This window comes from Rhodanobacter sp. C03 (assembly GCF_002001175.1).
Classification (GTDB): Bacteria; Pseudomonadota; Gammaproteobacteria; order Xanthomonadales; family Rhodanobacteraceae; genus Rhodanobacter.
In genome coordinates this window covers 556,897-570,156 of the sequence record NZ_MUNT01000006.1, presented here as the reverse complement: position 1 = coordinate 570,156, position 13,260 = coordinate 556,897, and the positions used below count along the sequence as shown (strand labels likewise).

Annotated in this window: 12 protein-coding genes and 1 tRNA gene; 5 read left to right on the top strand and 8 right to left on the bottom strand. The window is 62.9% G+C overall.

Annotated elements, in window-relative coordinates; genetic code table 11:
* Nucleotides 1-78 precede the first annotated feature (78 nt).
* Nucleotides 79-165 (bottom strand) — tRNA-Leu (locus tag B0E48_RS10795).
* 286 nt (nucleotides 166-451) lie between these two features.
* Here B0E48_RS10795 and rnr point away from each other — a divergent pair.
* From rnr to sugE, 4 genes are all read left to right on the top strand, one after another.
* Nucleotides 452-3,019 (top strand): ribonuclease R, encoded by a 2,568-nt coding sequence (gene rnr, locus B0E48_RS10790; protein WP_139350245.1) that lies wholly within the window; start codon nucleotides 452-454, stop codon nucleotides 3,017-3,019.
* Nucleotides 3,016-3,762, top strand: coding sequence for a 23S rRNA (guanosine(2251)-2'-O)-methyltransferase RlmB (gene rlmB, locus B0E48_RS10785; RefSeq protein ID WP_077518097.1), 747 nt, complete (start codon nucleotides 3,016-3,018; stop codon nucleotides 3,760-3,762). The genes rnr and rlmB overlap by 4 nt, the downstream gene beginning before the upstream one ends.
* Entirely contained in the window at nucleotides 3,759-4,028 is a 270-nt protein-coding gene (locus B0E48_RS10780; protein ID WP_077518096.1) for a hypothetical protein, read from the top strand. Before rlmB ends, B0E48_RS10780 begins: the two co-directional genes overlap by 4 nt.
* Nucleotides 4,029-4,110: 82 nt before the next feature.
* Nucleotides 4,111-4,431 (top strand): quaternary ammonium compound efflux SMR transporter SugE, encoded by a 321-nt coding sequence (gene sugE / locus B0E48_RS10775; RefSeq protein WP_077518095.1) that lies wholly within the window; start codon nucleotides 4,111-4,113, stop codon nucleotides 4,429-4,431.
* A gap of 113 nt (nucleotides 4,432-4,544) precedes the next feature.
* Here sugE and phoU read toward each other — a convergent pair whose 3' ends face one another.
* The 6 genes from phoU to rnt form a co-directional block, all read right to left on the bottom strand.
* Complete coding sequence (gene phoU / locus B0E48_RS10770) at nucleotides 4,545-5,270, bottom strand: phosphate signaling complex protein PhoU (RefSeq protein ID WP_077518094.1); 726 nt, start codon at nucleotides 5,268-5,270, stop codon at nucleotides 4,545-4,547.
* Nucleotides 5,271-5,287: 17 nt separating this feature from the next.
* Complete coding sequence (pstB, locus tag B0E48_RS10765) at nucleotides 5,288-6,097, bottom strand: phosphate ABC transporter ATP-binding protein PstB (protein ID WP_077518093.1); 810 nt, start codon at nucleotides 6,095-6,097, stop codon at nucleotides 5,288-5,290.
* On the bottom strand, nucleotides 6,090-6,956 hold the full coding sequence (pstA, locus tag B0E48_RS10760; RefSeq protein WP_077518092.1) for a phosphate ABC transporter permease PstA: 867 nt from the start codon (nucleotides 6,954-6,956) through the stop codon (nucleotides 6,090-6,092). Before pstA ends, pstB begins: the two co-directional genes overlap by 8 nt.
* Entirely contained in the window at nucleotides 6,956-7,975 is a 1,020-nt protein-coding gene (gene pstC, locus B0E48_RS10755) for a phosphate ABC transporter permease subunit PstC (RefSeq protein ID WP_077518091.1), read from the bottom strand. Before pstC ends, pstA begins: the two co-directional genes overlap by 1 nt.
* A gap of 148 nt (nucleotides 7,976-8,123) precedes the next feature.
* The gene (gene pstS / locus B0E48_RS10750; protein ID WP_174566740.1) at nucleotides 8,124-9,155 is read right to left on the bottom strand and encodes a phosphate ABC transporter substrate-binding protein PstS; all 1,032 of its coding nucleotides are present in this window, start codon (nucleotides 9,153-9,155) and stop codon (nucleotides 8,124-8,126) included.
* 170 nt (nucleotides 9,156-9,325) lie between these two features.
* A complete protein-coding gene (rnt, locus tag B0E48_RS10745; protein ID WP_077518089.1) occupies nucleotides 9,326-9,985 on the bottom strand; it encodes a ribonuclease T in 660 nt (219 codons plus the stop codon).
* 282 nt (nucleotides 9,986-10,267) lie between these two features.
* Here rnt and B0E48_RS10740 point away from each other — a divergent pair, with 282 nt between their 5' ends.
* Nucleotides 10,268-11,617: a hypothetical protein gene (locus tag B0E48_RS10740; RefSeq protein ID WP_077518088.1), complete on the top strand. Its 1,350-nt coding sequence runs from the start codon at nucleotides 10,268-10,270 to the stop codon at nucleotides 11,615-11,617.
* A 158-nt stretch (nucleotides 11,618-11,775) separates the two neighbouring features.
* Here the strand turns inward: B0E48_RS10740 and B0E48_RS10735 are convergent, their stop codons facing one another.
* The gene (locus B0E48_RS10735) at nucleotides 11,776-13,197 is read right to left on the bottom strand and encodes an efflux transporter outer membrane subunit (RefSeq protein WP_254423934.1); all 1,422 of its coding nucleotides are present in this window, start codon (nucleotides 13,195-13,197) and stop codon (nucleotides 11,776-11,778) included.
* Between the last annotated feature and the right edge of the window lie 63 nt (nucleotides 13,198-13,260).

The window sequence follows — 13,260 nt, the reverse complement described above, 5'->3', positions numbered from 1 at the left end:
CGTGAGCGCTGGGCTTCCCGACTTTACTGAACCCTGAAAAGACGAAAGCCGCCTTGAGAGGCGGCCTTCGTTTACAATTGGTGCCCGGGAGAGGACTCGAACCTCCACGGAGTTGCCCCCGCTAGCACCTGAAGCTAGTGCGTCTACCAATTCCGCCACCCGGGCAGGGTGTCACACCGCTCTGCGAGCTGCGTGAGCCGCGTAATTTAGGCATCTGCCGGTGGCTTGTCAACTCTTTTTCACATTCGGATCTTTCACACCCAATCATCGCGTCGTGTCATTCTCCGCGCCGCGCATACCACAAGGATAATTAGTGACCAGAAAAACTCCCCCGCGGTCCGGCAAAGGCACGGACTCATCTGCAGGCAACGGTCCTGCGAAACCCGCTGGCCAGAAAACGCGCGCCGGCGCTTCCACCGGACCACGACGCAACAAGGCTGCCGCAGGCGCCGTGCGCGACCCCCATGCCGATCGCGAGGCGCAGCGTTATGCGCGCCCGATCCCTAGCCGCGAGGCGATCCTCGCCCTGCTTGAACAGCGCGGTGAACTGCTGACCGAGGCACGCATTGCCGAGGCGCTGGAAATTCACGAAGAAGACGATCTCGATGCGCTGCGCAAGCGGCTCGGTGCGATGGTACGCGACGGCCAGCTCCTGCTGGGCCGGCGCGGCGGCTACGCGCCGACACAGAAACTCGACCTGATTGCCGGTCGGGTGCTGGCCAATGCTGAAGGTTACGGCTTCCTGCGTCCGGACGAAGGTGGCGACGATCTGTATCTGTCGCCGCAGCAGATGCGTGCGGTGATGCATGGTGATCGCGTGCTGGCCAGCGTAGTCGGCATCGACCGGCGTGGTCGCAAGCAGGGCGCGATTGCCGAAGTGCTGGAGCGACGTTCCTCGCGGCTGGTTGGCCGGGTGGTGATTGAGAACGGTGTGACCCTGGTGGCGCCGGACGATCGCCGCCTGAACCAGGACGTGATGATCAAGCCGGGACAGGAGCAGGGTGCCAGCTCCGGCCAGATCGTCGTGGTCGAGATCACCGATCCGCCGACGCCGCATCGTGGCCCGATGGGCGAGATCCGTGCAGTGCTGGGCGAACGCCTGCAACCGTCGTTGGTAGTGGAGATGGCGATTGCCAGCCACGACCTGCCGCACGAGTGGCCACCGGAAGTGCTGCGCGATGCGGCGCAGGTGGAGTCCGTGGTGACCGCCGCAGAGCGCGAAGGTCGCACCGATATTCGCATGCTGCCGCTGGTGACGATCGATGGCGCCGACGCGCGCGATTTCGATGATGCCGTGTATGCCGAGCCGAAACGCGGTGGCGGCTGGCGGTTGATCGTGGCGATTGCCGACGTTTCGCACTATGTACAAGTTGGCAACGCGCTGGATCGCGAAGCCTACGAGCGCAGCACCTCGACCTATTTCCCGGGTTTCGTGGTGCCGATGTTGCCGGAGACGCTGTCCAACGGCATCTGCTCGCTGATGCCGAAAGTCGAGCGGATGTGCATGGTGTGCGACATGGTGGTCGATGCCGAAGGCAACGTGACCAAGTCGAAGTTCTACGACGCCGTGATGCTGTCGCATGCGCGGCTCACCTACGACAAGGTGTGGCAGGTGGTTGGCCTCAATGATGCCGATGTGCGGCATGAAGTGGCCGATGTACTGCCGCAGCTGGAAAACCTGCACGCGCTGTACAAGGCGATGGCGCAGCAGCGCAAGCGCCGTGGCGCGATCGACTTCGAGACGCCGGAAGTGAAGTTTCGCCTCGACCAGACCGGCAGCGTGGAGTCGATGGGTGCCACCGAGCGCAACGACGCGCACAAGCTGATCGAGGAATGCATGATCGCCGCCAACGTGCAGGCGGCGCTGTTCCTGGAGAAGAAGAAGATTCCCGCGCTGTTCCGTGCGCATGAGCCGCCGCCGGCGGAGAAGTACGAGGACCTGCAGCAGTTCCTGCGCGAGTTCAAGTTAAGCATGCCGTCGGTGGAGAAAGTCACGCCGGGCGACTTCTCCGAGATCCTGCGCATGGTGCACGATCGCCCCGAGCGCGAGCTGATCCAGAACGTGCTGCTGCGCTCGCAGAGCATGGCGGCCTATCAGCCGGACAACCGCGGCCACTTCGGCCTGGCGTTGCAGGCGTACGCGCATTTCACCTCGCCGATCCGTCGTTATCCGGATCTGCTGGTGCATCGCGCGATCCGTTACGCATTGACCAACGGCAAGCCGGCCGACTACACCTACAGTCCTGCCGAGATGTCGGCAATGGCAATCCACTGTTCGCAGCGCGAGCGCCGTGCCGAAGAGGCCGAGCGCGATGTGGACGAGCGCTTCAAGTGCGCGTGGATGGAGAAGCACATCGGCAGCGAGTTCGAGGGCGTGGTGACCGGCGTCACTTCGTTCGGCCTGTTCGTGGAACTGGACGAATCGAAGGTGTCCGGCCTGGTGCATATCAGCCAGCTCGCCAACGATTACTACCACTTCGATGCGACCCGCAAGCTGCTGAAGGGCGAACGCACCGGCGCGCAGTTCCGCCTGGGTGACCACGTGCGCATCCAAGTGCTGCGTGCCAGTCTGGAGGATCGCAAGATCGACTTCCGGCTGGTGTCGCCGCGCGCATCGGCTACGCCGCCGGCAGCTACTGGCAAGGCTTACGACTATGCGGCCAGTGGCGAGCGTTATTCATTGCCGAAGAAGGCTGCAGCACCGGACAAGGCGCCCGGCATGTTCGGGCGGGCGGCCAAGGCGATCGGTCGCGCGTTCGGTCGGCGTGATGCCGCGGTGCCGGAGACGCCCGTACTGAGCGATAATCCGCCGCCGCGTTCGCGTACTTCCGCACGGCATGACGATGGCGGTAATCGCCCGCGTCACGCGTCGGCACCTGCCAAGTCGGCGCATGGCCAGCCGAATCGTGGCAAGCGACAGGGTCAAGGCTCAGCGGCGAAGGCGGCACCGACATCGACACCCGCGAGCGGCGGCAAGAAGCGCAGCGGACGCAAACCGAAACCGAAAGGCAAGCCATGAGTGAGAGCTGGATCGTCGGCATCAATCCCGTCGAAGGTGCACTGAGCAACGACGCCGAGCGCGTGCGCGAGCTGGTGGTCGAGCAGGGCCAGCGCAATGCGCGGGTGCTGGAGCTGGCCGAGCGCGCAAAGGCGCTGAAGATCACGGTGAATCATCGTCCGCGCGAGCAGCTTGACAAGCTTGCCGGTGAGGCGCGTCATCAGGGCGTGGCAGCGCTTTACGAAGCACCACCGCAGGCGCATGAAAACGATTTGGCCGGCCTGCTGGAGCGCGACGGCAGCGACACGCTGGTGCTGGTGCTCGATGGCGTCACCGATCCGCACAATCTCGGCGCCTGCCTGCGCAGCGCGGCGGCGGCGAAAGTCACCGCGGTGATCGTGCCGAAGGATCGCGCTGTAGGTCTGACGCCTGTCGTGCGTCGCGCCTCTGCGGGCGGCGCCGATCGGGTGCCGCTGATCGCGGTGACTAATCTGGCTCGCACGCTGCGTGAGCTGAAAGACGCTGGCGTGTGGATCACTGGCCTGGCCGGTGATACCGACACCTCGATCTATGGCGTGGACTTCAAGGGCCCAGTGGCACTCGTGCTGGGCGGCGAAGGCGAGGGCATCCGCCGGCTGACCCGCGAACTGTGCGATTTCGTGGCGAAGATCCCGATGCCGGGAACGATGGAGAGCCTCAACGTCTCGGTCGCCACCGGCGTGGTGCTGTTCGAGGCCTTGCGTCAGCGGAGTGCGAAGCGATGAACCTGTTCTGGTATGACTGGGCCGGCTATATCGGCGTGGCGCTGGTACTGCTGGCGTTTTTCCTGCTGCAGGAACGCAAGCTGCAAGGCAACGGCCTGATCTATCAGCTGATGAATATCCTCGGCGCGATCGGGGTGATGCTGTCGCTCTGCTTCGGTAATTTCAACCTGGCGGCTTTCATCATGCAGGTGGCGTGGTTGCTGATCGGCAGCTACGGCATGGTGCGTGGCATCAAGCGCCGTCGCGAAACCGACGAGCTGCCGTAACGGCGGTTCGCGCTGGCGCGGGGACGACCCCTCGCATCTTCCATCGCGGGGACGGCCCTGCCACAAACAGAGGAGCGTCGACATGGCGTGGATCTATCTGCTGCTGGCTGGTCTGTTCGAAGTGGTCTGGGCGATCGGCCTCAAGTACACCGAGGGCTTTACCCGGCTGTGGCCGACGGTCGGCACGGTGACGGCGATGGTCATCAGCATCGTGCTGCTGGCGATGGCGGTGAAGACGCTGCCGATCGGCACGGCTTACGCGATCTGGACCGGTATCGGTGCGGTTGGCGCAGTGGCGCTCGGCATCGTGTTGTTCGGTGATCCGGCGACATTGCCGCGGCTGCTGTGCGTCGCACTGATCGTGGTCGGTATCGTCGGGCTCAAGTTCACCGCCAGCTCGTAGGAGCGTAATTTCGTTTCGTAGGGCGGGCATTGCCCGCCGCTCTCGTGGGAAATCATTCAACTACAAAAGGCGGCGGGCAGTGCCCGCCCTACGGAGCACCGTACGCGCTGGGGTTACTCGCCCAGCTTGGTCATTTCCGGATTCGAGGTCAGGTCGCCCTTGCTACGCTGCTTGGTCAGCGGTTCGCCGGTGACCTGGAACCACACGTTTTCGGCGATGTTGGTGGCGTGGTCACCGATCCGTTCGATGTTCTTGGCCATGAACAGCAGGTGGGTGCATGGCGTGATGTTGCGCGGGTCTTCCATCATGTAGGTCAGCAACTGGCGGAAGTAGCCGGTATAGGCCTCGTCCAGCACCACGTCGTCCTTCCATACCTGATAGGCGCGCTCGGCATCGCGGTCGCGATAGGCCAGCAAGACTTCACGCACTTCGGACGCGGCCAGTTCGGCCAGGTAGCCAAGGCCACCGACAGGACCCACCGGTGCGACCATCGATAGCGGGATCGAACGCTTGGCCACGTTGGCGGCGTAGTCGCCGATGCGCTCGATGTCGGCGGCGATGCGCAGCGCGGCAAACACGTTGCGCAGGTCGCCGGCCATCGGCGCACGCAGCGCCAGCAGGCGCACCACGTCGTGGCTGATGTCCTGCTCGAGCTGGTCGATCGCGTCGTCGTTGCCGACCACGCGTTGTGCAGCACGCTCGTCGCGCCGCTCGACCACGTCGATCGCCGCTTCCAGCTGGCTTACCGACAGCTCGCCCATGCGCACGATCTCACCAGTGAGCCGGGTCAGTTCGTCGTCGTAGCTCTTGATGATGTGTTCTTTGCTGCTGCCGCTCATGGTGATGTCCTGTGTGATCAGCCGAAGCGGCCGGTGATGTAATCCTCGGTCTGCTTCTTGCCCGGCTTGGTGAAGATCTTCTCGGTGCCGTCGAACTCGATCAGCTCGCCCATGTACATGAACGCGGTGAGATCGGAACAGCGCGCCGCCTGCTGCATGTTGTGGGTGACGATGACGATGGTGAACTCGTTCTTCAGTTCTTCGACCAATTGCTCGATGCGGCCGGTGGCGATCGGATCGAGCGCCGAGGTGGGCTCGTCCAGCAACAGCACTTCGGGTTTCAGCGCGATCGCGCGGGCGATGCACAGGCGCTGCTGCTGGCCGCCGGAGAGGCCGAGTGCGTTCTGCTTGAGCTTGTCCTTCACCTCGTCCCACAACGCGGCGCTGCGCAGTGCCTGCTCGACGCGACCGGTCATGTCGGCTTTGGACAGCTTTTCGTGATGGCGGATGCCGTAGGCGACGTTCTCGAAGATCGTCATCGGGAACGGCACCGGCTTCTGGAACACCATGCCGACCTTGCCGCGCAGGCGATTCATCGAATAGCGCGGGTCGAGGATGTTTTCACCATCCAGCACGATCTCACCCTTCGCCTCGAGCTTCGGATAGATCGCGTAGATGCGGTTGAAGATGCGCAGAAGGGTCGACTTGCCGCAGCCGGAAGGCCCGATGATCGCGGTGACCTTCTTCTCCGGGATGTCCATGTTGATGCCTTTCAGCGCATGGAAACCGTTGTAGTAGAAGTGCAGGTCGCGCACGGTGAGTTTGGGCGCGACAGCCGATGCGGCCGCCACCTGCGCCGGATTCGTGGCGAGGGCGGAATCAGTCATGGGACACCTTGGAGCGGGAAAGGACCAGACGGGAAGCGAGGCTGAGTAGCAACACGAACATGGTGACCACGAAGGCACCAGCCCACGCCATGGCGTGCAGGTCGTCGCCCGGGTCGTTGGCGTACTGGTAGATGATCTGCGGCAGGCTGGACATCTTGTCGATCGGATTGATCGCCATGTAGTTGTTGCCGAACGCGGTGAACAGCAGCGGCGCGGTCTCGCCGCTGATCCGCGCCAGCGCCAGCAACACACCGGTGATGATGCCCGAGCGCGCCGCGCGGATCAGGATCTGCAGGGTCAGCTTCCATTGAGGCACGCCCAGCGACAGCGCCGCTTCGCGCAATGTGGAAGGCACCAGCCGCAGCATCTCGTCGGTAGTGCGTACGATGACGGGTAACGCGATCAGCGCCAGCGCCACGCCACCGGCAAAGCCGGAGAACGAGGTCGAGCCGTGGGTCAGCGCCGTGCTCGGCAACACGATGATGGTGTAGACGAACAGGCCCATCACGATCGACGGTGCCGACAACAGGATGTCGTTGAGGAAACGGATCGTCTCGCCCAGCTTGGTGCGGTTGGCGTACTCGGCCAGCCAGGTGCCGGCCAGCACACCGATCGGTGTGGCGATCGCGATGCCGATGAAGTTGATGATCAGGCTGCCGACCATCGCATTGGCGAGGCCACCATCGGCGCCGTTCGCGGTGATCCTGGTGAATAGTTTCAGATTCAGCGCGCTGATGCCCTGGCGCAGGGTTTCCCACAGGATCCAGGCCAGGAACGCGAGCCCGATCAGGGTGGCCAGCATGCTCAACCCCATCGCCAGCCAGTTGGTGATACGCCTCCGCAGATAGATCGTGCTCATCAGCTGCCTTCCTTTTTGGCCAGCTGGCGCAGCATCAGTCGCGCGATCAGCAGCACGAAGAAGGTGACCACGAACAGCAGGAAGGCCAGCGCCATCAGCGACGATTTCTGCAGACCGGACGCTTCGCTGAACTGGTTCGCGATGGTCGAGGCGATCGATGTGCCCGGATCGAGCAGCGAGGCCGACAGCGTCATCGCATTGCCGAGCACGAAGGTCACCGCCATCGTTTCGCCGAGCGCACGGCCGAGGCCGAGGAAGATGCCACCGATCACCGCCGAGCGGGTATACGGCAACACGATGTCCCACGACACTTCCCAGGTGCTGGAACCCAACGCATAGGCCGACTCCTTCAACCGGGTCGGTACGGTCTGGAATACTTCGCGCATCACCGAGGAAATGAACGGGATGATCATGATCGCCAGCACGATACCGGCAACCAGGATGCTGGCGCCGAACGGATAGCTGCTACCGAACAGCTTGCCGACGAACGGCACATGCTGGGCTACCCATGACAGCTTGCCGTCATCGGGCTGGTCGCCGAGGTTGTTGGTCAGCCACGGCTTGATATGGTTGGCAAAGAACGGGGCGAAAATGAAGAGGCCCCACATGCCGTAGATGATCGAGGGGATGCCGGCCAGCAGTTCGATCGCCGAAGCGACCGGTGTGCGCAGCCAGGCGGGCGCCACCTCGGAAAGATAGAGCGCGATGCCGAAGCTCACTGGCACCGCAATAAGCAACGCAATCAGCGAGGTGGCAATCGTGCCGTACACCGGCACCAGTGCGCCGTAGACATCATTGCCCGGATCCCATGACGTGCTGACCAGGAAGTGCCAGCCGAACGTGGCAAAGGCACTGCGGCCACCCCACAGCGTGGCACCGGCGGCACCAAGCAGGGCAGCCAGCACCAGCAGGGCACAGCCTTTCAGCAACCAGCGGAACAGCCGCTCGTGGCGGGCGTCGCGGCGACTGCGCTGCTCCTGGATGAGCGAGGGCGCGATGGTGCCGGGTTGAGCTGACATGTGCGATGCAGTCCTCGGTGAAGCGTTCAATACGGCATGCGCTGTGGATGATTCGTTTCAGCGGAAAGCCGCCCTTCCGTGAAAGGGCGGCCGCGCATTTTTACTACTTGATGAGGTGGCTTGAGTGATCAAGCCACCTCATCGTGGCTCAATGCTTGTAATCGGAAGCCCAGTAAGCCTCGATCTTGCTGACCAGGGCAGGCGGCAGCGGCACGTAGTCCAGCGCAGCAGCATCCTGCTGGCCATGCTCGAGCGACCACTTGAAGAAGTCGAACGCGACCTTGCTGTTCACGGCATTCTTCGGCGTCTTGTACATGATCATCCAGGTGGTGGCAGTGATCGGCCACGCCTTGGCGCCCGGTGCATTGGTCATGATCAGGTTGAAGTCCTTGGCCGAAGCCCAGTCCGCGGTGGCGGCAGCGGCAGCGAAGGCATCGGCGCTCGGCTTGATGAAGTTGCCGGCGGCATTCTTCATGTCGACCCAGGCGATCTTGTTCTTCACGGCGTAGGCGTATTCGACGTAGCCGATTGCACCCGGGATCTGGTTCACGTACTGCGACACGCCTTCATTGCCCTTGCCACCCACGCCGGCCGGCCATTCCACGGCGGTGCCGAACTTCACCTTGGCGGCCCATTCCGGGCTGACCTTGGACAGGAAGTTGGTGAAGTTGAACGAGGTGCCCGAGCCATCCGAACGATGCACCACGGTGATCTTGCCGGCCGGAATCTTCAGGCCAGCGTTCAGCGCGGCGATCTTCGGGTCGTTCCAGTTGGTGATCTTGCCGAGGAAGATGTCCGCCAGGGTGGCGCCGTCCAGCTTGATCTGGTCAGCCTGCACGCCGGCGATATGGACCACCGGCACGATGCCGCCGACCACGATCGGGAACTGGCCGAGGCCGAGCGTCTGTAGGTCTTCAGCTTTCATCGGGGCGTCGGAGGCGCCGAAGTCGATGGTGCCTTCCTTGATCTGCGCGATGCCGGCGCCGGAACCGACCGACTGGTAGTTGAGATGGTTGCCGGTCTTCTCGGCATACGCAGCCGACCACTTGGACATGACCGGATAGACGAAGCTGGAGCCGGCGCCGGTGATGTCGGTAGCCTGTGCGGCCATGCCGAAGCTCGAGGCCACGGCGAGCGCAGCGACGGCGGCGATGCGAATCGGGAATTTGCTGGAGGTCAACACGGTAGCTCCTTGGAGGGACGAGAGGATGCGACCCCGCCATTTCAGGCTTTTCGTATTGCCATTGGATGAAATGAATGTTTCAGACAGATGACAGTGTTCGACGGACTGTCACAACGGTCGTATGAAATCGCGCCAGCGCGGGCTGAAAAACCGCTCTGGCAGCGGGCTCAGGCGGCATCCAGTCCGCGCTGGGCCTGCTCAAGCAATTCAAGCTGGCGCCAGCGGTTGACCACTTGGCAGAACAACTCGGCCGTGCGCTCGGCGTCATACACCGCCGAATGCGCCTCGCGGCTGTCAAATGAAAGACCGGCTGCCAGCACCGCCTTGCTCAATACCGTCTGGCCATAGGCAAGGCCGCCGAAACTCACCGTGTCGAAGCAGCTGAACGGGTGAAACGGGTTGCGCTTGTGGCCGGTACGGCGCACTGCCTGATTGAGAAAGCCGAGATCGAACGCCGCGTTGTGGCCAACCAAGATCGCGCGCTGGCAACCAGCCGCGTGAACGGCTTCGCGCACTGTCTGAAAGATGTGATCCAGCGCCTGCCGCTCGGCCAAGGCGCCGCGCAGCGGGTTATCCGGATCGATGCCGGTGATTTCCAGCGAGCGTGGATCCAGGTTTGCACCGGGGAAGGGCTCGACATGCGTCGACACCGTCGGTTGCAGGTGCAGGTAACCGTCTGCGTCCATCGTCAGCGGTACGGCAGCAATCTCCAGCAAGGCGTCATGTTCGGCATCGAAACCGCCGGTCTCGACATCGACCACCACCGGCAGGAAGCCACGGAAGCGGTCGGCCATACGCACGTGTACAGAACGGGAAAGATCAGGCATGCGCCAAGCATACCAGCAGCTTCCAGGCCCTTTCGGAATGGATCCTCACGGGTATGGGGATCGTCTTGCGGTGGCGTGTTCTTGCTATGTCATCTTCCGGCGTCGCTGCGGACTCGTGCTGCCGCTCCGTAACCTTATTGTCATTTGAGGTTTATTGGAGTGTCACATCCATCACACAAACTTAATACAAGTGCGGTGCAGCTGACCCGCCTGTGGCTCGTAACAGCCACGGGTGTAGCGCCGTAGAACGACATTCTTGTCCCCGATGCGGAGCTTCAGATCATGCGCAACAAATTCGTCGCCGTAGCCATCGCTGCCGTGCTCGGCACACTTAGTGTCAGCGCGCACGCCGAAGACAGTACGATCAATACCTTCAGTGACCTCTTCACCCAGGGCCATGTGGACGGTGAGCTTCGTCTGTATGACTTCAACCGTACCTATGATTACAGTGTCGCGGCGAAGCCGAGTGCGCGTGCCTTCGGCGGCTCGATTCTGCTTAATGCACAGACCGCCTCGTGGAATGGCTTCAGTGCCGGCGCGTCGCTGGTGAGTGCGAATGCACTGGGCTCGCTGGCCGACAATCCGAAGCGGGTCGATACCACGCTGATGGGCGCCAGCGATTCGCTGACGGCGCTGAGCCAGGCCTATCTGCAGTACAAGAACGACTGGGTCATGGCACGTGCCGGCTATCAGTATCTGAATACGCCGTGGATGGGCAACAGCGATGGCCGCCTGACGCCCAATTCATATGAAGCCCTGACCGCCGATTTCACGCCAGTGAAGGGCTGGGACATCATCGGTATCCGCGAACTCAGCTACAAGAGCCGCACCTCCAGCGATTACTTCAATGACAACAACTACTACAACGCGGCCTACCAGGGCGACACGCTTTACGGTGGCAACCAGGGCTTGCCGCTGACCGCGAAACAGACCAGCGGCACGTGGGCTTTGGGTAGCACGTACGTCAACGGCGGCCTGAAAGCGCAGGGCTGGTACTACGACTTCCTCGATTTTGCCCGCATGGGTTACGCCGACGGCAGCTATGTGTTCAAGACCGGTACCGGTTTCGACCCGGTCATCGGTTTCCAGGCGCTGACCGAAAGTGGTGGTGGCTCCGACAACGTGCTGGTGGCCAACAAGCTCAAGATCAACGGCGTCGCCGGCACCAAGGTAGACAGCAGCGCGTGGGGCGCCGACCTCGGCGTGGTGATCCCGAACGGCCGGTTCGATGTGTTCTACAACAAGGTCTCGCAGGAGACTGGCTCGTCGGCCATTGGCGACGGTTCGATCGTCTCGCCGTTCACCGCCAACTACGCCACGGACCCGCTGTACACCACCTCGATGATTCGCGGCTTGGTGGAAGCCGGCCCAGGACACGCGTGGAAAGCCAAGATGACCTACGGCTTCTTCGACAACAGCCTGCAGCTGGTTGGCGCCTACGCCAAGTACACCACCGATCTGAACGGCAGCTTCCACGATACCTACTTCGACATCATCTACAACTTCAGCGGCTTTCTCAAAGGCTTCCAGATCCGCGATCGTTGGGAAAAATCCTCGGGTGGCGTCAACAACCTGAATCCGGGCAACAAGCCGTTCACCTACAACCGCCTGATGCTCGCTTACAAGTTCTGATCGACGGTGACCGGCTTGTCATGCCGCTGACCGGAAACAGTCACGGCGGCGTGGCAAGCTGAAGCCATCAAAGGTTATCGCAAGGGAGTTGGACCCAAGGATGGAAAACGGCGGCCACAGGCCGCCGTTTGCTTTTCCATGGTTTCAGAGTGCGCAACTCAGCGAGCCACCGCCACTGGTTCTCCCGATGCCGGGATGCCCATCCGCGTGTTGCTCCAGCCACCACCCAGCGCGCGGATCAGGTTCACACTCGCTTGCAGGCGACGCGTGCGCACTTGTTCGGCGTTGCGTTTGGCTTGCAGATAGCTGGTTTGCGCGGTGACCACATCCAGATAATTGACCACACCTTCGCTGTAACGGTTGGTGGCGATCTGCGCCGCTTCCCTGGCGGCGGCCGCGGCATCATCCTCGTCGTGGGCTTCGCGGCTGAGGTTGGTCAGTAGCGAGAGGTTGTCCTCCACTTGCTGGAACGCATTCAACACGGTGATGCGGTATTGCCCGGCAGCCTCATCGAAACGGGCTTTGGCCTCGCGCTCCTTCGCATGCCGCAAGCCGCCATCGAACAGGCTCAGCGCACCAATCGGACCGAGTGCCCACATCCGGTTGCCGGCGGTCAGCAGGCTGCCATTGCCGGTGTTCTGCCAGCCAAACAAGGCCGACAGACTGAAGCTGGGATAGAACGCCGCGCGGGCGACGCCGATATCGGCATTCGCGGCGAAAGTACGTCGTTCGGCGGCGGCAATATCGGGGCGCCGTTCCAGCAAGGTGGAGGGTATGCCTGCCGGAATCGTCGGCAGCCCGATCTGGATATCGGTGGCGGGCAGCGAGAAGCGCGATGCCGGCACCCCGACCAGGGTAGCGATGGCGTGTTCGGTGAGCGCGCGCTGGGCGGTCACTTCGGCCGCCTGCGCCAGCGCATCCGACAGCTGGTTCTGGGCGCGCGAGAGCGACAGCCCGGAGGCGATGCCGCCGGCCATGCGGTTTTCGGTCATCGTCAGCCCCTTGCGGTAGGCATCCAACGAGCCGTCGAGGATGTGCGCCTGGATGTCGTAGCCGCGCAGCAGGATGTACAGGTCGGCGAGCTGCGATTGCAGGCTGAGCTTGGCCGAGGCCAGATCGGAATCCGCGGCCTGCGTCTGCGCCTTGCCGGCAGCCACTTCGTTGCGGACACGGCCCCAGAAATCGAACTCGTAGTCGGCGGAAAACTCGGCGGTGTTGGCATCGTACTCGTCGGGTTGTCCGTTGCCGCGCAACGGGCGGCTGTTCGACTGGCGATTGTCGGTCGGACTGGCTGCTGCACCCAGATGGGGAAACAGTTGCGAACCGATCTCGCCTTCGTAGGCATGCGCCATGTCGTAACGTGCCAGCGCCACCGACAGCGATGGATTGCTGGCATCGAGACGCTGCTCCAGGCCATCCAGCGCGCTGTCATTGAAGACCTGCCACCAGTCGCCGCGCGCCTCTGTATCGGCAGGCGCAGCGGCAGTCCATAACCCGCTGCCTTCCTTGTAGTTCGATGGAATGTCGATTGCCGGACGCTGATAGGTGGGCGCCAATGAGCAGCCCGCGAGCAGGGTCATCAGGCAGCCGGCCAGGGCACGGCGGCCGGTTGGCCGGCGGAATGAGGGTGTACGGTTTCCAGC

What these genes read in the sequence shown, in the direction of transcription:
- sugE (WP_077518095.1), top strand. Translation starts at nt 4,111, where the DNA reads ATGGCGTGGATCTATCTGCTGCTGGCTGGTCTGTTCGAAGTGGTCTGG.
- pstA (WP_077518092.1), bottom strand. Translation starts at nt 6,956, where the DNA reads ATGAGCACGATCTATCTGCGGAGGCGTATCACCAACTGGCTGGCGATG.
- B0E48_RS10740 (WP_077518088.1), top strand. Translation starts at nt 10,268, where the DNA reads ATGCGCAACAAATTCGTCGCCGTAGCCATCGCTGCCGTGCTCGGCACA.
- pstC (WP_077518091.1), bottom strand. Translation starts at nt 7,975, where the DNA reads ATGTCAGCTCAACCCGGCACCATCGCGCCCTCGCTCATCCAGGAGCAG.
- phoU (WP_077518094.1), bottom strand. Translation starts at nt 5,270, where the DNA reads ATGAGCGGCAGCAGCAAAGAACACATCATCAAGAGCTACGACGACGAA.
- pstB (WP_077518093.1), bottom strand. Translation starts at nt 6,097, where the DNA reads ATGACTGATTCCGCCCTCGCCACGAATCCGGCGCAGGTGGCGGCCGCA.
- rlmB (WP_077518097.1), top strand. Translation starts at nt 3,016, where the DNA reads ATGAGTGAGAGCTGGATCGTCGGCATCAATCCCGTCGAAGGTGCACTG.
- rnt (WP_077518089.1), bottom strand. Translation starts at nt 9,985, where the DNA reads ATGCCTGATCTTTCCCGTTCTGTACACGTGCGTATGGCCGACCGCTTC.
- B0E48_RS10735 (WP_254423934.1), bottom strand. Translation starts at nt 13,197, where the DNA reads ATGACCCTGCTCGCGGGCTGCTCATTGGCGCCCACCTATCAGCGTCCG.
- B0E48_RS10780 (WP_077518096.1), top strand. Translation starts at nt 3,759, where the DNA reads ATGAACCTGTTCTGGTATGACTGGGCCGGCTATATCGGCGTGGCGCTG.